Annotated in this window: 18 protein-coding genes; 5 read left to right on the top strand and 13 right to left on the bottom strand. The window is 71.3% G+C overall.

Annotation, left to right across the window (positions count from 1 at the left end; all coding sequences use genetic code 11):
• Positions 1–5: 5 nt before the first annotated feature.
• The 6 genes from ptsP to AB0F88_RS08965 form a co-directional block, all read right to left on the bottom strand.
• Positions 6–1,706: a phosphoenolpyruvate--protein phosphotransferase gene (gene ptsP, locus AB0F88_RS08990; RefSeq protein ID WP_362679303.1), complete on the bottom strand. Its 1,701-nt coding sequence runs from the start codon at positions 1,704–1,706 to the stop codon at positions 6–8.
• Positions 1,703–1,960: an HPr family phosphocarrier protein gene (locus AB0F88_RS08985; RefSeq protein WP_362679300.1), complete on the bottom strand. Its 258-nt coding sequence runs from the start codon at positions 1,958–1,960 to the stop codon at positions 1,703–1,705. Before AB0F88_RS08985 ends, ptsP begins: the two co-directional genes overlap by 4 nt.
• A gap of 28 nt (positions 1,961–1,988) precedes the next feature.
• Positions 1,989–2,675, bottom strand: a complete 687-nt coding sequence (locus tag AB0F88_RS08980) for an HAD family phosphatase (RefSeq protein WP_362679297.1) — start codon at positions 2,673–2,675, stop codon at positions 1,989–1,991.
• Between the two features lie 81 nt (positions 2,676–2,756).
• Complete coding sequence (locus AB0F88_RS08975; protein ID WP_362679294.1) at positions 2,757–3,212, bottom strand: PTS glucose transporter subunit IIA; 456 nt, start codon at positions 3,210–3,212, stop codon at positions 2,757–2,759.
• 134 nt (positions 3,213–3,346) lie between these two features.
• Positions 3,347–3,583: a PTS glucose/sucrose transporter subunit IIB gene (locus AB0F88_RS08970; protein WP_362679291.1), complete on the bottom strand. Its 237-nt coding sequence runs from the start codon at positions 3,581–3,583 to the stop codon at positions 3,347–3,349.
• A gap of 64 nt (positions 3,584–3,647) precedes the next feature.
• Positions 3,648–4,682, bottom strand: a complete 1,035-nt coding sequence (locus AB0F88_RS08965; protein WP_362679288.1) for an SIS domain-containing protein — start codon at positions 4,680–4,682, stop codon at positions 3,648–3,650.
• 159 nt (positions 4,683–4,841) lie between these two features.
• On the opposite strand from AB0F88_RS08965, the gene AB0F88_RS08960 reads away from it, so the two are divergent.
• The 3 genes from AB0F88_RS08960 to AB0F88_RS08950 all read left to right on the top strand — a co-directional run bounded on the left by AB0F88_RS08960 (position 4,842) and on the right by AB0F88_RS08950 (position 8,107).
• Complete coding sequence (locus AB0F88_RS08960; RefSeq protein ID WP_362679285.1) at positions 4,842–5,582, top strand: GntR family transcriptional regulator; 741 nt, start codon at positions 4,842–4,844, stop codon at positions 5,580–5,582.
• Positions 5,583–5,811: 229 nt separating this feature from the next.
• Positions 5,812–7,227, top strand: coding sequence for a PTS transporter subunit EIIC (locus tag AB0F88_RS08955; protein ID WP_362679282.1), 1,416 nt, complete (start codon positions 5,812–5,814; stop codon positions 7,225–7,227).
• 307 nt (positions 7,228–7,534) lie between these two features.
• The gene (locus AB0F88_RS08950; protein WP_362679279.1) at positions 7,535–8,107 is read left to right on the top strand and encodes an Rv3235 family protein; all 573 of its coding nucleotides are present in this window, start codon (positions 7,535–7,537) and stop codon (positions 8,105–8,107) included.
• 57 nt (positions 8,108–8,164) lie between these two features.
• Here the strand turns inward: AB0F88_RS08950 and secA are convergent, their stop codons facing one another.
• Entirely contained in the window at positions 8,165–10,978 is a 2,814-nt protein-coding gene (gene secA, locus AB0F88_RS08945) for a preprotein translocase subunit SecA (RefSeq protein ID WP_362679275.1), read from the bottom strand.
• Positions 10,979–11,230: 252 nt separating this feature from the next.
• Here secA and AB0F88_RS08940 point away from each other — a divergent pair, with 252 nt between their 5' ends.
• Positions 11,231–11,548: an HGxxPAAW family protein gene (locus tag AB0F88_RS08940; protein ID WP_362679272.1), complete on the top strand. Its 318-nt coding sequence runs from the start codon at positions 11,231–11,233 to the stop codon at positions 11,546–11,548.
• A 249-nt stretch (positions 11,549–11,797) separates the two neighbouring features.
• Entirely contained in the window at positions 11,798–12,988 is a 1,191-nt protein-coding gene (locus AB0F88_RS08935; protein WP_362679269.1) for a crosslink repair DNA glycosylase YcaQ family protein, read from the top strand.
• 284 nt (positions 12,989–13,272) lie between these two features.
• Here the strand turns inward: AB0F88_RS08935 and AB0F88_RS08930 are convergent, their stop codons facing one another.
• From AB0F88_RS08930 to mtrA, 6 genes are all read right to left on the bottom strand, one after another.
• Positions 13,273–13,977 (bottom strand): response regulator transcription factor, encoded by a 705-nt coding sequence (locus tag AB0F88_RS08930; protein WP_362679266.1) that lies wholly within the window; start codon positions 13,975–13,977, stop codon positions 13,273–13,275.
• 94 nt (positions 13,978–14,071) lie between these two features.
• Positions 14,072–14,737 (bottom strand): ribosome-associated translation inhibitor RaiA, encoded by a 666-nt coding sequence (raiA, locus tag AB0F88_RS08925; protein ID WP_362679263.1) that lies wholly within the window; start codon positions 14,735–14,737, stop codon positions 14,072–14,074.
• A 519-nt stretch (positions 14,738–15,256) separates the two neighbouring features.
• On the bottom strand, positions 15,257–15,961 hold the full coding sequence (locus AB0F88_RS08920) for a phosphoribosyltransferase family protein (protein WP_362679261.1): 705 nt from the start codon (positions 15,959–15,961) through the stop codon (positions 15,257–15,259).
• A gap of 451 nt (positions 15,962–16,412) precedes the next feature.
• Entirely contained in the window at positions 16,413–18,239 is a 1,827-nt protein-coding gene (locus tag AB0F88_RS08915) for an LpqB family beta-propeller domain-containing protein (RefSeq protein WP_362679258.1), read from the bottom strand.
• Positions 18,240–18,318: 79 nt separating this feature from the next.
• Positions 18,319–20,040 (bottom strand): MtrAB system histidine kinase MtrB, encoded by a 1,722-nt coding sequence (mtrB, locus tag AB0F88_RS08910; protein ID WP_362679255.1) that lies wholly within the window; start codon positions 20,038–20,040, stop codon positions 18,319–18,321.
• A gap of 25 nt (positions 20,041–20,065) precedes the next feature.
• Positions 20,066–20,743, bottom strand: coding sequence for an MtrAB system response regulator MtrA (gene mtrA / locus AB0F88_RS08905; protein WP_030907316.1), 678 nt, complete (start codon positions 20,741–20,743; stop codon positions 20,066–20,068).
• Positions 20,744–20,770 lie beyond the last annotated feature (27 nt).

The following is a 20,770-nucleotide window of genomic DNA, read 5'->3' as shown; positions in this document are numbered from 1 at the left end:
CCACGTCACAGGGCCAGACCGGCCAGGCCGGGCAGGTGCGAGCGCGCCTCGGCACGCGCCTCCCGCGGGGAGGCGGCGGCCCGCGCGGCCGTGGCCGCGAGATGGCACTGCTGCCGCGTGTGGCGCGACAACGCGGCCCGTACGGCGGGCAGCGCCGGGGCGGACATCGACAGCGAGGTGACCCCGAGCCCGACGAGCACGCAGGCCAGAGCCGGGTCGGCCGCGGCCTCGCCGCAGGCCCCGCACTGCCTGCCACGCTCCGCGGCGCCCGTCGCGGCCAGGGCGACCAGGTCGAGCAGGGCGGGTTGCCAGGCGTCCTGGAGCCCGGTCAGCGCGCCCAGCTGCCGGTCGGCGGCGAGGGCGTACTGGGCCAGGTCGTTGGTGCCGATGGACAGGAAGCCCGCCCGGACGGCCAGGTCGGAGGCGCGCAGGGCCGCCGACGGTATCTCGATCATCACGCCCGCCGACGGCAGCCCCGCCGCGTCGCAGGCGTCGGCGAACCAGGCGGCCTCCTCGGCGGTGGCCACCATCGGCGCCATCACCTGGAGCCTCGCCGACGAGCGCGCGGCCGCCGCGGCCAGGGCGGCGAGCTGGGTGTCCATGATCTCCGGATGCGTCCTGAACAGCCGTACCCCCCGCTCCCCCAGCGCGGGATTGGGCTCGTGCGCTCCCGGCGGCAGGAAGGCGAGGGGCTTGTCGGCACCCGCGTCGAGGGTCCGCACGATCACCCTTCCGCCGGGGAAGGCGTCCAGCACCTCCAGGTAGGCGGCCTCCTGCTCCGCCGCGGAGGGCGCCTCGGCCCGGTCGAGGAAGAGGAACTCGGTCCGGTAGAGCCCGATCCCCTCGGCCCCGTGCTCCAGCGCGGCGGCCACGTCACGAGGCCCGCCGATGTTGGCCAGCAGCGGCACGGCGTGCCCGTCGGCGGTCGTCCCCGGCCCCGTGGCGGAGGCCAGCACGGCCTCCCGCGCGGCCGCGGCGTTGCGCGCCCCGAGGACCTCGTCGTCGGAGGGCGCGGGCCGTACGAGACCGGAGGCCCCGTCGACCAGCACCGGCGTCCCCGGCACGATCGAGGTCGCCCCCGGGCAGGCCACCACGGCCGGCACCCCCATGGCGCGGGCGAGGATCGCGGTGTGGCTGGTCGGGCCGCCCTGCTCGGTGACGAAGGCCGCCACCACGTCCGGGGACAGCAGCGCGGTGTCGGCGGGCGCCAGGTCGCGGGCGACGAGGACGTACGGCTGCCCGGTGTCCGTGGGAACGCCGGGCATGCTGGGCACGGCCCGGCCCTCGATCACCGCGATGACGCGGTCCCTGACGTCGTCCAGGTCGGCGACGCGCTCGCCGAGGTATCCCCCGGCCGCGGCGAGCAGGCCGCGGTAGTGGCCGAACGCCTCGTAGACCGCGCGGGCCGCGGCGGTGCCCGCCCCGACCAGCGTGGCCACCCCGTCCGCCAGGCCGGGGTCGCGGGCCATCATGGCCTGCGCCTCCAGGATCTCCCTGGCCTCACCACCGGCGCGGGCCCCTCGGCCCTCCAGGTCGGCGGCGACCCGCTCCAGCGCCCGCCCGGCCAGGGCGAGCTCCGCGGCCGCGGCTTCGGCGCCCCCGCCGTGCCGGGAGCCCGGGGCCGGGACGGTCGCCTCGTACGCGAGCACGTAGGCGGGACCGACGCCGACCCCGGGGCTCACCCCCACCCCGGTGAGGGTGCTCACGGCGCCGACGCGATGCCGGCCAGCTGGTCGAGAAGCTCGTCGGCTCCCTCGCCCTCCGCTCTGATCGTCACCGTGTCGCCCTCCCTGACGTCGAGCGCGAGGACCGCCAGGATGCTCTTGGCGTTCACCGGCTCGCCGGACCCCTTGGCGACGGTGACGTCCAGGGACGACTTGGCCGCCGTCTGGACGAACGTCGCGGCGGGCCGGGCGTGCAGGCCGACCTCCGCCTTGACGGTGACTTGGCGCTCGGCCACGTGTTCCTCCCAGAAGTTCGCCCGCGGTCTAGACCGCGGGATCATTGATGCTCGGCAGGGGCCAGTCGACCCCCGTCAGGTCCGCGACCACGAGATCGGCCTCGGCCAGCTCAGTGCCCGGGTGCGTGGTCGCTATGCCCACGCACGCCATACCGGCCGCCTTGGCCGCCGCGATCCCGGCGATCGAGTCCTCGAACGCCACACAGTGTGCCGGATCGACCGACAGGCGTGCGGCGGCGAGGAGAAACCCCTCGGGGTCGGGCTTGCCCACGGCCACGTCGTGGGCGGACACGATCGTCTCCAGCAGGTCGCGGATACCGACCTGCGTCAGCCGCTCCTCCGCCCAGTCACGGCCGGCGGAGGTGACGACCGCGATCGGCGAACCGTGCGCCGAGACCCTGCGGACCAGCTCGGCGGCGCCGGGCACCGGCACGATGTCCGGCAGGCCGGGATGGTCCTGGAAGGAGAAGACCTCCTCGATCAGGTCGTCGATCCGCTTGCCGGGGAAGAGGTGGGCGCTCTCCGTCAGGACGTCGCGCCCGCGCCGCCCCATGAACCCGCGCAGCACGACCTCGTCGTGGACCACTCCGTGGCTGTCGAGCAGCATCGACCACATGGCCATGCTCCGTCGTTCACTGTTGATCAGCGTCCCGTCGAGATCGAAGAGCGCCGCCCGCACCGGCGGTCTCGCCGTCGTCCCCATTCCCGTCACCACTCCCGGCTCCGTTCTCGTCCGCACGGCCGTCGCCCGCGTCCGCCTTCCACGTTCCTCGCCCTTTCCCCGTCCCGCGAGCCCTCAGGCGGGATCGCTCCACTCGAAAAGCTCGTCACCGGCGCCCACGGCCCCCGTGGCGAGGCCGGTGACGGAGTTCGCGGCGGCGTCCAGCGCCACGACCGGGCAGATCGGGTAGCGCCCGCCCGCCTCGATCCCGGCCGGATCCCACGCCACCACCGGCTGCCCCGCGCTCACCCGGTCGCCCTCGGCGGCGAGCGGCTCGAAGCCCTCCCCCCTGAGCTCGACCGTGTCGATGCCCAGGTGGACGAGGACCCCCCTGCCGTCTTCGCCGACGACCACGAACGCGTGCGGGTGCAGCTTGACGATGGTGCCCGCGATGGGGGAGAGCACCCGGCCGGGCGCCCTGTCCGGCTCGATCGCCATGCCGGGCCCGACCAGCCCCTCGGAGAAGACCGGGTCGGGCACCGAGCCGAGCCTCACGGCCACCCCCGCGACCGGTGCCAGAACTGTGGTCACCGCACCCCCCTCGGCATGCCGCCGCCCGCGAGGACGGCCCGTCCGCGCCCCCGGCCGCCCACGCGTGCCGTCCGGGCACGCCCCGCCCGCGAGAGCGCCCTTGTCAGCCCCTACCGGCTCCTGTCGGCCCTCGCTCAGCCCATGATGTCCTCGATGTCGCTGGCGATCGTGTCGGCCTCGGGACCCACCACCACCTGGACGACGTTGCCCGTCGCCATCACACCGTGCGCGCCGGCCGCCCGCAGGGCCGCCTGGTCGACCTTGGAGGCGTCGTGCACCTCGGTGCGGAGCCGGGTGATGCACGGTTCGATCTCGATGATGTTCTTCGCACCACCGAGTCCAGCGATGATCGCGTCGGCGTCGGCCGCCATGTCGCCCTCCAGATGTGATCACCCTGTTCCCAAGGCTATGACCAGGCTAAAGGACATATCGCGATCAGTCGGTCTGGGTCACCTTGTTGAGACCTCGGGGAGCGTCGGGGTCGATCCCCAGCCTGCGAGCGAGGGCCTCGGTGAGCAGCTGACCGGGGACGATGAGGCCCAGCGGGGCGACCCACTCGGGAAGGTCGGGGCCGTTCAGCGCGGCGGTGGAGACCGAGGAGAGCGCGGTACCGCCGCCGACGGTGTAGGCGGAGGCGCCCGCACCGGTCACCCGCTCGGCGAGCGCCACGGTGCCGGCCAGGGTCGGGCCCTCCCCCGCCGCGACCAGGATGGCCGGGGTGTCCTCGTCGACCACGGCGATCGGGCCGTGCAGCAGATCGGCGTACGACAGCCCCATGGCGTGCAGGTAGCACGCCTCCTTGAGCTTGAGCGCCAGCTCCAGCGCGGTGGAGAAGGCGAGCCCCCGGCCGGAGACCACGACGCCCGGCTTGTCGGCCAGGCCCTCGACGATCGCCTCCAGGTCACCCGGGTCGCCGACCAGCTTCTCGACCGCGTCCGGCACCCGCTGCAGGTCGGCGGCGTCGACGTCCGCGCCCAGACCGAGGGCGAGCACGGCGAGCGCGGCGAGCTGGGTGGTGTAGGTCTTGGTGGCCGGGACGGCCTTCTCCTCGCCCGCGACCGTGCACAGGGCGAGGTCGGCGGCCTGGGCCAGGGGGCTCTGCTCGCCGCCGTTGGTGATGGCCACGGTCCTGGCGCCGCAGTCCTTCGCCCAGGCGAGGGTCTCGACGATCTCCTCGGTCCTGCCCGACTGGGAGAGGGCGACGGCCAGCACGCCGTCGAGGTCCAGCCTGCGCCGGTAGGTCGTGGCGATCGAGGGGGCGGCCAGAGTGGAGAGCCTGCCGGTGTGGGCCTCGGCCAGGTAGCGACCGTAGACTGCGGCGTTGTCGGAGGTGCCGCGGGCGATGAACAGCAGCTGGCGGGTCTGCCCCGCGAGCCGCTCCACCTCCCCGACCCTGGGAAGGAGGGCGTCGAGCGTGGCTCGCAGCGCGGCGGGCTGCTCGGCGATCTCGCTGCGCATGTTGGTCGTCATCTCGCGCTCATCCTTCGCTTCGGACGGACGAGACCGGGCCGTTATCGATCCGTCTCCGGTCCGTACGTTGACACCCTTTTCCGGCCTGTGGTCTAGTCCGGACTAGACCAGTACGAACCCTAACTCATGCGACATCTCAGATCGAGGGGGGAGGATCCTGTGGCCCAGATCGATCCGGACAGCCCGGTGCCCAAGTACTTCCAGCTCCGGGAGATCCTGCTCGATCTGATCGAGAACCACGAGCTGGCGATCGGCACGGCGATCCCGTCCGAACGCGAGCTCTGCCAGCGCTTCGGGCTCTCGCGCATGACCGTACGGCAGGCCGTGGACCACCTGGTCTCCGAGGGCAGGCTCCAGCGGGTGGCGGGCAAGGGCACCTTCGTGGCCCGCCCCAAGATCGAGATGTCCCTGCGGCTGACCTCCTTCAGCGACGAGATGCGCGCCAGGGGCATGGAGCCCGGCTCCCGCGACCTGGACCGGCGGGTGGTCAGGGCCAGCGCGCACCTGGCCAGGGAACTCGGCATCCAGCCGGGCGACGAGGTCCACTTCATCGAGCGGCTGCGGACCGCGGCCGACGAGCCCATGTGCATCGAGCGGGCCCACATCCCCGTCTCCCTCGCGCCCGACCTCGACACCCACGACCTGACGGGCCGCTCCCTGTACGCCCTCCTGGAGACCCGCTACGGCCTGGTGCTCGACGCCGGTGAGCTCACCATCGACGGCGGCATCGCCGACCCCGGGGACGCCGACCTGCTGAAGTTACCGCGCGGCGGGGCCGTGCTGCTGCTCCAGCGGCGCTCCTTCGCGGGAGGCGTCTGCGCCGAACTCGGGGTGTCCACCTATCGCGCCGACCGCTACCAGCTCCGTACGATCCTGGAGATACCGGCCCGCCGCGCCTGATCCCGATGCCCGCCCGACCACGCCCCGTCCGCCACACCCGTTCCGGCCACCTCCGGAGCACGTCCCACCGGCCGCGCCCGTCCCGGCCACGTCCAGAAGACCACGGCCCACCCGCCACGCCCGTTCGGCCCGCCTCCCGGCCCCGCACCGCCGCCGTCACACCCCGTCCCGTCCCGCGCGACCGCCCCTTCGCCGCCCTCCTCCCTTCCAGCCCTTGGAGGAAAGCCCGATGAGCTCTCTCCCGGCGGACGCGGGCCCGCCCGCCGCCCACCCGGGGTCCGTCGTGATGAGCGTGCTCCAGCGCCTGGGACGTTCCCTGATGCTGCCGATCGCGGTCCTGCCGGCCGCGGGCCTGCTGCTCAGGCTCGGGCAGGACGACCTTCTCGGCCGGACCGACAACGCCCTGCTCGACGACGTGGCCCGCGTCGTCGGCACCGCGGGCGGCGCCCTGTTCGACAACCTGCCCATCCTGTTCGCGATCGGCGTCGCCATCGGGTTCGCCCGCAAGGCCGACGGCTCCACCGCCCTGGCCGCGCTCGTCGGCTACCTGGTCTTCCACGCCGTCAGCATGAACATGTTCTTCATCCTCTTCGACGCCGACCTGAGGGAGCCCATCACCACGGAGGTGTTCGACAGGGCCGACCCCGGCGTTCCCGAGGCGGTCCTGAACCTCGGCGCGCAGAACCCGACCCGGGTGCTCGGCGGCATCGCGATGGGCCTGGTCTCCGCGCTGCTCTGGCAGCGCTACCACCGCACCAAGCTGCCGACCTGGCTGGCCTTCTTCGGCGGGCGCCGCCTGGTGCCGATCCTCACCGCCTTCGCCGGGCTGGTGATCGGCGTGCTCCTCGGCTTCGTCTGGCCGGTGCTGGGCGGCTGGGTCCGCGCCTCGGGGACCTGGCTCGCCTCCAACAGCGAGCTCGGCGCCGGGGTGTACGGCATGATCAACCGCGCCCTGCTCCCCCTCGGCATGCACCACATCGTCAACAACGTGATCTGGACCCAGGTCCCCGAGTGCGTGGTCGACGGCAAGAAGCTCGCCGGGGACCTGATCTGCTTCAACAACGGCGCCGTCGGCTACGGCGGCTTCGAGGCCGGCTTCTACCCGGTCCTGATGTTCGGCCTGCCCGCCGCCGCGATCGCCATCTGGCGGGCCGCGCCACCGCACCGCCGCACCGCGGTCGGCTCGATCATGATCTCCGCGGCGCTCACCGCATTCCTCACCGGGATCACCGAGCCGATCGAGTTCGCCTTCATCTTCGTGGCGCCGGTCCTGTTCGTCATCCACATCGTGCTCACCGGCGTCTCCATGGCCCTCGCCTCCGCCCTGGACGTCAAACTCGCCTTCAGCTTCTCCTCCGGGCTGATCGACCTCGGCCTGTACGGGACGGCGCCCAACGCCCGGGGGGTACCGATCATCATCGTGATGGGGCTGGTCTACGCGGTGATCTACTACACCGTGTTCAGTTTCCTGATCAGGAGGCTGAACATCATGACCCCCGGCCGCGAGCCCGAGCCCGACGTCGACTCCGGCGAGCCCTCGGCCCCGGCGCGGGGCAGGGCGGACACCGGCCCTCCCGCCACCCGGGAGGCGCACCGCCCTCCCCCGAGCCCTGAGCCGCCCTCCCCCGAACCGCCCTCCGCCTGACCCGGCCTCCGCCCGAGAAGGCGCGACGGAGGCGCGACGGAGGCGCGACGCCCTTCTCCGAGCCTGGGCCGATCCCCGCCCGGCAGGCGCGCCGAGCGGTTTCGGCCGTCCACCGGAGATCACGGCCACGGCCGCAACCCGCCCCCTCGCGAGGACCGACCACTCCAACCCGGGGTCACCTTCTCCGCCCAACGGGGCGAAGCGACCGGGATCCACCGGAAGTTGGCGGGCGGCGTATCTGGGCGGCGGACCGGAAACTCCCTGATGTGTCAGTTTCTCCGCCCCAGCCGAGCACATCGGAGTTCCCATGTCGCCCCCACGACGTCCGGCCTCGCTCCCCAGGATCGCGCCCTCCCCCGCCGCCGAGCCGCCCTACGACGACGACCGCCCCGCCGGTGACACCCCGGCCATGCCGCCGTACGTGCAGGGCACCCTCGCCCTCGCCCTCGATCCCGGGACGCCGGGCCTCCCGGCCGGGAAACCGCTGGTCTGGGGCTCGCCCGGCGCGGTTCCCGACGAGCGCCGGCTGCGGGCCCTCGCGCAGGCCGTCGCCGAGATCCTGTCCGGCAGGCGCCCTCCGGCGAGCGTCTCCTGCCACATGACCGGCAGGGCCCAGGCCGAGCTGGCGCGGAGCGGGAAGATCATCACCAGCGCGCGGCCGCCCCGGGTGGGCCGGGCCCACGTCTCCCAGCCGGAGGACGGGGTGGTGGAGATGTGCGCCGTGGTCGACTGCGGCGACCGCTCACGTGTCCTGGCGCTGAGGCTGGAACGCAGGGGCGTGCGGTGGCTGTGCACCGAGTTCGAGACGACCCCTGACCCGCGTCCCGTACGGGGAACGGCTCGCGACGCGACGCCCGGCCACCGGCCCGCGCTCGCCTGAGGGCCCGGACACGCCGGAGGGCCCGCACCGTGCGTGGTGCGGGCCCTCCGGCGGCGGTCAGACCTCGACGTGCTTGGGGTCGCCGTGGCAGCGCTTGTACTTCTTGCCGGAACCGCAGGGGCACGGGGCGTTGCGCTCGACGTTGCCGTACGCGTCACGCTCGGCCTTGGTGCTGATCCGGGTGTGCTCCACCTCGCCGCTCTCGCCCGGAGCCGTGTACTCCAGCTCGGTGGGGCGCTGCGGGGCGCGCAGGCCGCGGGCGATGATCGAGCGGGTCTCCGCGATCGCGGCGTCCTCGGAGTGGTCGTGCTCCTCGACGATCGGATTGCTCTGCACCTCGACCTCGAGGTTGAACAGGTAGCCGACCGACTCCTCCTTGATGCCCTCGAGCATCTGGGAGAACATCTCGAAGCCCTCGCGCTGGTACTCGATCAGCGGGTCGCGCTGGGCCATCGCGCGCAGGCCGATGCCCTCCTGGAGATAGTCCATCTCGTAGAGGTGCTCGCGCCACTTGCGGTCGAGGACCGACAGGATGACGCGGCGCTCCAGCACCCGCATGCCCTCGGGGTCCATCGCCTGGGCGTTGATCTCCTCTTCGCGACGGTCGTAGGCGGCCATCGCGTCGGCCTTCACCTTCTCGGTGAGGAACTGGGCGGTCAGCTCCTCGCGACCCCCGGCCTCCTCGATGAGCTGCTCGGCGGTGATGCTGATGGGGTACAGCTGGCCGAGGGCCTTCCAGAGCTTGTCGAGGTCCCACTCCTCCGCGAAGCCCTCGGCGGTGGCGCCCGCGATGTACTCGTCGATCACGTCGTTGACGAAGCCGCGGATCTGCTCGTGCAGGTCCGCTCCCTCCAGCACCCGGTGACGCTCGGCGTAGATCACCTTGCGCTGCCGGTTCATGACCTCGTCGTACTTCAGAACGTTCTTGCGGATCTCGAAGTTCTGCTGCTCGACCTGGTGCTGGGCGGAGGCGATGGCCTTGGAGACGATGCCCGACTCGATCGGGACGTCGTCGGGGATGTTGAGGCGCGTCATGATCATCTCGACCCTGGCCGAGTTGAACAGGCGCATGAGGTCGTCCTCGAGCGAGAGGTAGAAGCGCGACTCGCCCGGGTCTCCCTGACGGCCGGAACGGCCGCGGAGCTGGTTGTCGATGCGGCGCGACTCGTGCCGCTCGGTGCCCAGCACGTACAGGCCGCCGAGCTCGGTGACCTCGTCGTGCTCGGCCTGCACGGCCGCCCTGGCCTTCTCCAGCGCCTCGCCCCAGGCCTTGTCGTACTCCTCCGGGGTCTCGACCGGGTCGAGGCCGCGGCTGCGCAGCTCCAGGTCGGCGCGGAAGTCGGGGTTGCCGCCGAGCATGATGTCGGTGCCTCGACCGGCCATGTTGGTGGCCACGGTGACGGCGTGCTTGCGGCCCGCCTCGGCGATGATCGCCGCCTCACGGGCGTGGTTCTTGGCGTTGAGGACCTCGTGCTTGACGCCCTTGCGCTTGAGCTCCTTGGCGAGGCGCTCGGACTTGGCGACGCTCGTGGTGCCGACCAGGACCGGCTGCCCCCGCTCGTAGCGCTCCTTGATGTCCTCGACGGTCGCCATGAACTTGGCGTCCTCGGTCTTGTAGACCACGTCGGCCTGGTCCTTGCGGATCATCGGCCGGTTCGTCGGGATCGGGACGACGCCGAGCTTGTAGGTCTGGTGGAACTCGTTGGCCTCGGTCGCCGCGGTGCCGGTCATGCCGGAGAGCGTCTCGTAGAGGCGGAAGTAGTTCTGCAGCGTGATCGTGGCGAGAGTCTGGTTCTCGTCCTTGATCTTGACGCCTTCCTTCGCCTCGATGGCCTGGTGCATGCCCTCGTTGTAGCGGCGGCCGTGCAGGACGCGACCGGTGAACTCGTCGACGATCAGGACCTCGCCGTCGACGACGATGTAGTCCTTGTCCTTCTTGTAGAGCTCCTTGGCCTTCAGCGCGTTGTTGAGGAAGCCGACCAGGTGGGTGTGCTCGGGCTTGTAGAGGTTCTCGATGCCGAGCCAGTCCTCGACCTTCTCCACGCCGGACTCGAAGATGCCGACCGTGCGCTTCTTCTCGTCGACGGCGTAGTCGCCGGTGTTCTCCTCGCCGTCCTTGCCCTCGGTACCCCTGCGGAGCCGGGGGACGATCTTGGAGAACTCGGCGTACCACTTGCCGGACTGCTCGCCGGGACCGGAGATGATCAGCGGCGTCCTGGCCTCGTCGATGAGGATCGAGTCGACCTCGTCGACCACGGCGAAGTGGTGGCCGCGCTGGACGCACTCCTCGAGCGACCACGCCATGTTGTCGCGCAGGTAGTCGAAGCCGAACTCGTTGTTCGTGCCGTACGTGATGTCGGCGTTGTACTGCTTGCGGCGCTCGTCGGCGGGCATGTTGGCCAGGATCACGCCGACCTCGAGACCGAGGAAGCGGTGGATCCGGCCCATCTCGTCGCCGTCACGCTTGGCCAGGTAGTCGTTGACCGTGATGACGTGGACGCCCTTGCCCGAGATGGCGTTGAGGTAGGTGGGCAGCGTGCAGGTGAGGGTCTTGCCCTCACCGGTGCGCATCTCCGAGATGTTGCCCATGTGCAGGTTGGCCCCGCCCATGATCTGCACGTCGAAGTGACGCTTGCCCAGCACGCGCCGGGACGCCTCACGGACGGTGGCGAAGGCCTCGGGAAGCAGGTCGTCGAGGGACTCGCCCTCGGCGTAGCGCTGCTTGTAGTCGTCGGTGAGCGCGCGAAGCTCGGCGTCGGTCAAGCTCGTGAAGTCGTCTTCAATGGAGTTGACCTGGTCGGCGATCCGCTTGAGCTTGCGCAGAAGCTTGCCTTCGCCGGCGCGAAGAATTCTATCGAGAAAGGCTGGCACTTTAGGTAAAGCTCCTCGCAGGTCTTCCGCGGCCGGACCGGCCCGGCTGAGGACGAGACATGGTTCTCCGCTGCCATCGTAGGCGGTTCCGCCACCAGACACAGCCACCCTGAAAGACGCTCTTGTGGCCGATGGAGTTCCTTGCCCGCTTCTTTGAGAGAGTACGACCAGCTTCAGAGGGTATGCCGGTCTTTGTCACGTCCGTGATGGATCCGCGCGGGCGCGTCGCCGCGCCTGGAGGGAGGAGCCGTGATGGCGGAGGACGCGGGTCAGGCGACCGGCGGTACCCACGAGGGTCAGGGGGGTGACGGCGGTCCCGCGGTCCACCAGGGCTCCGGGGGCCACGGGGGCCGGGCGTCGTCCTGGCTGGCGGTGACCGTCATCCTGCTGGGCTTCACCATCGCGGGGGTCGCCCTCTGCCTGGGCCCGAACTGGCCCCTCCTCTGGATGGGCACGGCGGTCTGCGTCATGGGCGGCATCCTCACGCTGGTCTTCCGCGTCTTCCAGGACATCGTCCTCGAGGCCCCCCGCTCGATGAGCGGCGGAAGCGGCCGGGGCGTCCTGGACTGATCATCCGGCCCGGCGGAGACACCTTCCCCGGACCGACCGTCCAACTCCGCGGAGACACCTTCCCCGGACCGATCATCCGGCCCCGCGAAGACACCTTTCCCGGCCCGGCCCGGCCCGGCGGAGCACCTCGCCCGGCGCGACCTGCCCCGATTCGCCCCGGCCGCGGACACCCTGACACCGGCGTAGCCTTTTCGTCGGTGTCAGGCGTTAGCCTCGGCCCACGACGTGTTGTCTCCCCCTGGGGCGGTCATGCATCTTTCCCTTTCCTCCGACGAGGCCCGCCGTGTCATCCTCCGCGCCCAGGGGTTCCTGGGCGCGGAGGCCCGGCGAGGCGGCGCCCCCGCCGTCCTGCGCCGCCTCGGGGCCGTCCAGCTGGACACGATCTCCGTGCTGGCCCGCTCCCACGAGCTGGTCGCGTACGCCCGCCTCGGCGCCGTCGGCAAGCAGGAGGTCGAGCGGGCCTACTGGGACGAGCCGGCGCGGGCCTTCGAATACTGGTGTCACGCCGCCTGCATCCTCCCGATCGGCGACTGGGCGCTGTACGCCTTCAGGCGGAGATATTTCCGCGCCAGGAGGTTCCGCTGGCACGAGGTGCCCGACAGCGTCGGCAAGGTGCTGAACCTGGTCCGCGAGAGCGGCCCGGTCACCACCGCCGACATCGGCGGCGCCAAGAAGGGCGGCCCGTGGTGGGACTGGTCCGACTCCAAGATCGCCATTGAGTGGCTGCTCGACACCGGCGAGGTCGTCTGCACGCGCAGGGTGGGCTGGCGACGCGTCTACGACCTGGCCGAACGCGCGGTCCCCGCGGATCTGCTGGCCGAGGAGCTCTCCGACGCCGAGTGCGTCACCCGCCTCGCCGGGATCGCCGGGGTCGCGCTCGGCGTGGCCACCCGCGCCGACCTCGTCGACTTCCTGCGCCTGAAGGCGCCCGAGGCGCGACTGCTCGACGCGTGCCTGCTCGACGGTTCCACCGGGCTGGTGCCCGTCCGCGTCGCCGGGTGGCCCGAGCGGGCCGCCGACGCCTGGGCCGACCCGGCCGCGCTGGAGACCGAGCCCAGGGGCCGTCACCGCACGACCCCGCTCTCCCCCTTCGACTCCCTCGTCTGGGACCGGGCCCGCACCGCCCGGGTGTTCGGCTTCAACCACCGTCTTGAGGCGTACGTGCCCAAGGAGAAGCGCGTCCACGGTTACTTCACAATGCCGGTGCTGGCCGGGGGCAGGCTGGTCGGGCGAATCGACCCGGCCCGAGAGGGGGCCACGCTGGTGGCCCGCCAGGTGAGTCTCGAACCCGGCGTCTCGCCGGGCAGGGGTGCCGTCGCGCTGGCCGGCGCCCTCTGGGAGGCCGCGAGCTGGGTCGGCTGCGAGGCCGTCCGGGTCGAGCGCGTCGACCCCCTCCTGGCCGGCCCTCTCCAGGACGCCCTGCGCCGGGACGCTCCGTGAGCGGGAGCGCTCTGTGAACGGGGGCGCTCCGTGAGCGAGGGCGCTCCTTGAGCGAGGGCGCTCCGTGAGCGGGAGCGCTCCTTGAGCGGGAAGAATCCCTCCGGACCGGGCCGTTTCCCGGACCGGGACGACCTGTCCGGCCGAGCCGCCCCCCGAGCCGGAACGCCGGATCGGAGGGCCGGGCCGCGACACCGGACGGGACGTCGGCTCGAAGCGCCGGTTCGGGACATCTATCCCGAACCGGAGTGCGGTGACCGCCGGACGGTCACCGCACCTGCAGCGTGTCAGGTGATCTCGAGCATCCGCTCGCGGACCGCGTAGACCACCGCCTCCATCCTGGAGTGAAGCTGAAGCTTGTCCAGGATGTTTCTGACGTGGTTCTTCACGGTGTTCTCCGAGATGAACAGCTGCTTGGCGATCTCGCGGTTGTTCATCCCCTTCGCGACGAGGCGGAGCACCTCCATCTCCCGTTCGGTCAGGCGTGGAACGGGGAGTTGCGGAGGCCGCTCGGCCTCCTTGCGGCTCATGTTGGCGAACTCGCTGATCAGTTTGGCGGCCATCGCCGGGTTGATCAGCGACTGTCCTTCGTGGACGCCGCGGACGGCCTCCGGGACCTCGTCGAGCTGGACGTTCTTCAGCAGGTAGCCGGTGGCGCCCGCCTTGATCGCCTCGAAGAGATCCTCCTCCTCGTCACTCACCGTCAACATGATGATCCGCGTGCTCGGCACCGAGGCCTTGATCTCACGAGTGGCCTCGATACCGCTCCTCCGTGGCATCCGGACGTCCATGAGCATGACATCCGGAGTGAGGCGGTCGGCGAGTTCGACCGCTTCCTGTCCGTCGCTCGCCTCGCCGACAACCTCGATGTCCGTCTCCGCTGCCAGCGCCATCTCCAGACTGCGGCGGATCAGCGCGTGATCGTCAACGATCAGCACGCGGATCGGGTCGCCGCGTCCGGTCGGGCCGGTTGCGTCGTCGGGTTCCGTCACGCCTCCTCCTCGGGGGGCCAGAGCCGGTGGACCGCCATGATTACACGGGTTTCATGGTCCTCGGTTGGTCGGAGAGGATCTTCGAATGCGTTCGTCAGGGCTCAACGAGCCGCAGCACGCCGTAGTTGTACCCCTGTCGGAGGTATACGACGCTTGGCTGCCCGCTCTCCTTGTCGCGGAAGAGATAGAAATCGTGTCCCACCAGTTCCATCTCGAGAAGTGCCTGATCGACCGTGATCGGATCGGCCTCGTGGAACTTCTCCCTGACCATCAGCGGCCCGTCGCCGTCCATCTGGATCGGGATGATGCTCTCGTCCTCCGGAACGTCGGCGTCGGCCTGGGACTCGGCCGGCGACTGTTCGGTGAGCAGGTCGGCCGGGGCGCTCTCGAACTCGAACGACTCGGCGAGCGCGGTGGCCGTCAGCTCCGCGACCGACGGAGGGCAGTGGTTCCCGTGATGGATCTTCCTGCGATCGGCGAGACGCCGCAGCCGTCCTTCGAGTTTGCCGAGTGCGATGTCAAGGGCGGCGAAACGGTCGTCGGCCGAAGCCTCCGCCCGGACCGCGGGACCACGTGAGTGGATCGTGAGCTCGACTCGCTCTCGCTGGTCGACGATACGGGGATTACGTTCCTTGGACACCTCCACGTCAACGCGAATGAGCTTGTGGTCCAAACGCTCGATCCTGGCCAGCTTGGTGTTCACGTGGTCACGGAATCGGTCACTCACTCCGGTGTGCCGACCCTTGACGATGATCTCCATGCACAGCCCCCCTTCGAATCTCGACGGTGGTATTGCGACACCCGCTCGGCCGACCTGGTCTTCGTCCCCACATCCGCCTGCTGAGGGTTTCGCAGCTCTTTGCCACTACATGCCCTTCTCTTCTGGCAAGGAACATCTGGCTCCTTGGGAAGGCAGGACTTACCTCTAAGCCGCACCGTGATCGATCGACGAAAAGTCGTCTTACGTGGACCGTTTGGCCTGCGGCTGGCATCGGCTAGCCGGGCCGGCCTCCTCGCGGAGGTCGGTCCGGTGCAACCACGGACCCGAGCGGGTGCCATGGCTCAGACGCTATCCGCATCCTGGCCGAATGTCAGCCTGACGATCGGCCAAAGGATCACTTTGCGTAATTCACAGCCGGATGGGCGGCCCCCGGGTCCCCCGCGCGCGCGGGCGGGCGGCATCACAGGCGAAGGCTTCTCGCGTTCGCTGAACAGCCGGAAGGCACCGCCAGGACAGTGAGGTGTGGCTCCCGGGTGAGGCCGGGGCCCGGGCGGCGTATCACCCTCCGTCACGGTCACCAGTTTTGGATCTTCGGCGTGTCGCGGCGACCGTGGCGGCGAGGGACGGCGTCACCCCCGCCTCGCGCATCGCCCTCGCGGCCTCCGCGAGCGTCGCACCGGTGGTGACGATGTCGTCGACCAGCACAATCGCCTCCGTACCGCCCCAGGAGCGCGGCACGGGCGCGTTGCGGCCGACCGTGACCGTGAAGGCGGTGGACAGATTCGCGGCCCGCTGGAGGGAGCTCAGCCCCGCCTGGTCGGCGACGTGGCGGCGCTGGGCGAGAATCCTCGCCACGCTCGCGGGCCAGCCGGCCTCGCGGAGGTAACCGGCCGCCAGCGCCGCGAGCCTGGCCACCGGATCGTGCCCCCGGCGCCTCAGGACCGGCCGGGCGCTGGGCACCGGCACCAGCAGCACCGGCCGCTCGCCGGCCGCCGTGGCGACCGCGAGGGCGAGGGCCCCGGCCAGGGGAGGAGCGAGGGCCGTGCGGCCGCGCTCCTTGTAGGCGATGATCGCCCGCCGCACGGCGGGGGTGTATTCGGCCGCCGACCAGCACTCGGGCAGGCCGGGCGGGACGGGGTCGGGCATCCGGAGGGCGGGCGCTCCGTGAAGCTCCGTCGCGCATCGGGGACAGACGAGGGCGCCCGGCGCGTCGCATCCGGCGCAGCGGGGCGGCAGGATCAGGTCGAGCATGGCGGTCGTCACGGATCCAAGGTTTCAGATGGCACCGACAAAAAGCCCAGCCCAGAGTACCGGAGGGGGGTTCGGTGCACGCGGGGGCGGCGGCGGCCGGCCCCGCCCGGAGCCGGGGCGGTCCTCCCCGGAAAACGCCTCGACCCAGGGCGAGGGCCGCGCACCGCCAGGGCGCGGACCGCTCACGGCACGACGCGTCCCGGGAGCGCGGCTCGCGCCGGGACGAAGGCGCCGCCTCCCACGTCCCGGGCCGCGCACCGTCCCCGGCCGCGCACCGTCCCCGGCCGCGCACCACGCGTCTGCCCAGGCCGCGCACCACGTGCCGGCCACGGAGGGAAGGCTCCCCCGCGAAGGCGGTTCAGCCCAGGTCCGACCCGCCGGGTTCAGCCCGCCGGGTCCGACCCGCCGAGTTCAGCCCGCCGGGTCCGACCCGCCGGGTTCGACCCAGGGGAAGCCGCCAGGTTCAACCCAGGGGGAAGGCCGGGGAGGAGGGGCCGTTCTCGGTGAAGTCGGTGGTCCCGGTCTCGTTCTTGATCAGCGGCTCCCACTTGGTGGAGTTCCAGAACAGGACCTGCCGGTCGCCCTGCTCGTCCCTGGCCCCGGCGAGCAGGGTGCCGTCCAGGGCGGTGATGCTCTCGATCCGCGAGTCGAAGGGCAGGGACTTGGGCTCGGCGGTGACCGAGGCCTCGAGCAGCTCCGACTTGCCGGTGAGCGCGTACAGGGTCTTGCCGTCCTTCCAGGCGATGTCCTTGATCGTCCGGTTTCCGTCGGTGTCGACCACGGTCTGGAGGTTGGCGATGCGGGTCTTCTCCCGATCCCCGATGACGGTTCCGACCTGGACCTGCTCGCCCAGCCCGTCCCTGACGACCACCGCGACGTGCACGCCGTCCCGCGCGACCTTGAGCGACTCGATGTGGAACGTCTCCAGGTCGGGGGCGGACACCCGGTACTGGTGCTTGTTGTCGCCGTCGTGCCGGGTGATGACCGAGGTGTGGTCGTTGGGCCGGTCGACCGTCCAGAGCGTGTGGTAGCGGTCCCAGGCCGGCGGGGCGAGGGAGACCCCCGTGGCCCACACCCGCCACTCGCCGCCCGCGGCGAGCGGCGCGACGGAGACGCTCCTTCCGCCCCCGGAGAGTGCCGCCACCTGCTGCAGGGGCTGGCCGCTGATCGCCGGGTTGGTGAGCCCGACCCCCTTCTGGCCGGCCCTGCCCGGCACGATCCGCCCGATGTTCTCCTTGTCCAGCAGCCGCAGCGCGCCGTCGGCGAGATAGAACGGGTAGACGGCGTCGGGGGTCGTCCAGGGGTCGAAGTTCGACTGCTCCTGGGCGTCGATCCGGAGAGGCGCGTCGGGATAGTACGGCTCGCCGTTCACCTTGACCTCGAAGCCCCAGCCGCCCTTGGTGAGCGCGGCGAGGGTCGCGGCGAGCTGGGCCGACATCGGGTCGATCAGGTCGGAGTCCACCCGCCTGGTGAGGTCGACGACGACCCTGTTGTTCTCGATGGTGACGTCGATGAGCTCGGTGTCGGTGAAGGCGGTGCGCACCGCGTCCTTGAGGGAGCTGCTCGGTCCCCGCAGCAGCCGCTCGACCGTCGTCTTGGCGAAGTTGGAGCCGGGGTCGATCGGCACCCGTACCTGGTCGACCACCAGCCCCTTCCACTGGGAGTCGAGGAAGTACAGGTCCACGGGCAGGTAGCCGCGGGCGACGTCGGCCTCGGACAGCAGGAGGCCGTCGGGGGCCATGCTGATGCGCCACTCGCCGTCCGCTCCCCTGGCGAGCGTGAAGGGCTGGTTCAGCGGGCCACCGCTCGGACGGTATCGACCATCCTGGTCGATGATGGCGGTTTTGGTGCCCTTGAGCGTGACCTGAGCCTGCTTGTCCTCATCCGTGAGGGGAGCGAACTCCTCGTAGTCGCCCTGCCGGTAGACCGTGACGCCGCTGCGCGGGTTCCACTTGGCGGCGAAGTCGCCGGTGAGGTATTTGCGGGCCACCTGGAAGCCGGGGTCGTCGGGGCTCGCCATGGCCGCGCGAAAGCCGGTGACGACCTCCTCGGGCGACCAGCCGGCCTTCGGCGGCATGGCGATGACCCGCGCGTACGGATCGCCTAGCGGGCTGCCCTTGCGCTCGTTCTCCACCGCGACGACGGACTTGCCGCCGGTGGGGATGACCGAGCAGGCGGTCACCCCGTAGACCAGGGCGATCGCCAGGAGAACGGTCCCCGCGTTCCGCGCCGGCCCGCGCCCGTGCCGCCTCCCGCCGGTCCGGGACCGCGTCGCGCCTCCTGCCGGCACCGGCCCGTACCGCGCCTCGCGGGTTCCGGGCCGCGCGGCGCCCCCCGCCGGCTCCGGCCGGCGTCGCGCCCGTTCGGTTCTAGTCCGCATCGCGTCCCCCGTCGGCCACCGCCGGCGACAGCACCGGCGTCACGTGCCCTCGCCACGTGCGTCGCATCTCCACCTCCGGGGGTACGAGCGGCAGGGGCGAGCCCCTGAGCACCGCCCCGGCCACCCTGGGCAGCGAGAGCCGGAACTGCGACCCCTCGCCGTGCGAGCCCCACGCCTGAAGCCAGCCGCCGTGCAGGATGGCGTCCTCGCGGGAGATGGCCAGCCCCAGGCCCGTACCGCCGATCGTGCGCGCCCGGGACGGGTCGGCCCGCCAGAACCGGTCGAAGACCAGGTTCTCCTCGCCGGGTTTCAACCCCACCCCGTGATCCCGTACGGCCACCGCCACCGCGTCCCTGTCGGCGGCGACCGAGACGATGACGTCGCGGCCCTCGCCGTGCTCGATCGCGTTGAACAGCAGGTTGCGCAAGATGCGCTCGACCCGGCGGCTGTCCATCTCCGCCATGCACGGCTCGCCGGGAAGGCGCAGGTCGAAGCGGGTGGAGTGGCGCTCGGCCAGCGCCTCGGAGTCGGCGACGGCGCGGAGCACCACGTCCCTGACGTCCACCGGGTCGACGTCGAGGTCGGCCGCGCCCGCGTCGTAGCGGCTGATCTCCAGGAGGTCGGCGAGCATCGCCTCGAACCGGTTGAGCTGGTTCTGCATCAGCTCGGCCGACCTTGCGGCCATCGGGTCGAAGTCCTCGCGGGCGTCGAAGAGCAGGTCGGCGGCCATCCGGACGGTGGTCAGCGGGGTGCGCAGCTCGTGCGAGACGTCCGAGACGAACTGGCGCTGCACCTGGGAGAGCTCCTCCAGCTGGTGGATCTTCAATGCCAGGTTGGCGGCCATCTCGTTGAAGGAGGTGGCCAGGCGGGCCAGGTCGTCCTCTCCGCGCACCTTGAGCCGCTCGTCCAGGCGCCCGGCGGCCAGCCGCTCGGCGGCCTGCCTGGCCAGCCGCACCGGCGTGACGACCTGCCGGGTGACCAGGGAGGAGATCGCGGCCAGCAGCAGCACGAGCCCGGCGCCGACGAGGATGATCATCTGCTGCACCGAGGCGAGAGTCTGCTCCTCCCTGTCCAGCGGGACCAGGTGGTAGATCTCGTACGACGAGTCGAGGCGGGTGCCGATGATCATTCCGGGCACCGGTTGCTCGGGCTGCCCCTTGTAGTACAGCGGGGTGTACCAGGTGCTGTCCTCGCCCGCCTCCTTCTTGAACAGCTCCTCGCGCTGCCTGGGCGGGATGCTGCGGGGGTCGATGTCCGTGGTCCCGTAGAACGCCCCGGGCAGCTCCTCGTTACGGATGATCACCGAGTAGCGGCTGGCCGAGCCCGCGCGCCGCGCGAGCGCCTCCGTGGCCTGGCCGAGCGGGCTGCCCCCCGCCGCCTGCGGCGCCTGGCCCGGCTCGACGGGCTGCTTGGCGGCCTCGGCGGCCGGCTGGTTGAGATAGCCGAGCACCGCGTTCCTGTCGGCCTGCGCCTCGCTCTTGGCCGCGCTCTCCCTGGTCTCCAGGGTGGTCCTGATGATCTGCTGCATGAGGAAGACGCCGAGCACGCCGACGACCACGATGGAGATGACCATCGTGCTGGTGACCACGCGCAGCTGGAGCGAACGCCAGAAGACGCGGCGCGCCCGGCCGGCCACGCGCCGGGTGCGGCGCCGCACACCCCGCAGCAGCTGGCGCGGGGTGCGACGGCGTTTCTTCGGTGCGGGAGGCATCTCGGGGTCCGGGGGAGGTCGGCGGCTAGGCCGGCCCGGCCTTGTAGCCGACCCCGCGGACCGTCACGACGATCTCGGGGTGCTCGGGATCCTTCTCGATCTTCGCGCGGAGCCGCTGGACGTGCACGTTGACCAGGCGGGTGTCGGCCGCGTGGCGGTAGCCCCAGACCTGTTCGAGCAGGACCTCGCGGGTGAAGACCTGGCGCGGCTTCCTGGCGAGGGCGACCAGCAGGTCGAACTCCAGCGGGGTGAGGTTGATGGTCTCCTCCTCCCGCTTGACCGAGTGCCCGGCGACGTCGATCGTGATGTCGCCGATCTGCAGGATCTCCGGCGTCGGCTCGTCGGTGCGGCGCAGCCGGGCGCGGACCCTGGCGACGAGCTCCTTGGGCTTGAAGGGCTTGACGATGTAGTCGTCGGCACCCGACTCCAGCCCGAGCACCACGTCGATGGTGTCGCTCTTGGCCGTCAGCATGACGATCGGCACCCCGGACTCGGCCCTGATGCGCCGGCAGACGTCGATCCCGTCGGCGCCGGGCAGCATCAGGTCGAGCAGGACCAGGTCCGGCCGGGTGTCGCGGAACGCGTCGAGCGCCTTGTCACCGTCGGAGACGAAGGAGGGTTCGAAGCCCTCCCCGCGCAGCACGATACCGAGCATCTCGGCGAGAGCGGCGTCGTCGTCGACGACCAGCACGCGTCCTTTCATGGCCCCTCATTCGGTTTACGCAGTTCG

It is taken from the genome of Streptosporangium sp. NPDC023963, assembly GCF_040639135.1.
Classification (GTDB): Bacteria; Actinomycetota; Actinomycetes; order Streptosporangiales; family Streptosporangiaceae; genus Streptosporangium.
The sequence above is the reverse complement of the archived record's forward strand: the minus strand, read 5'-3'. Positions and strand labels throughout refer to the sequence as shown.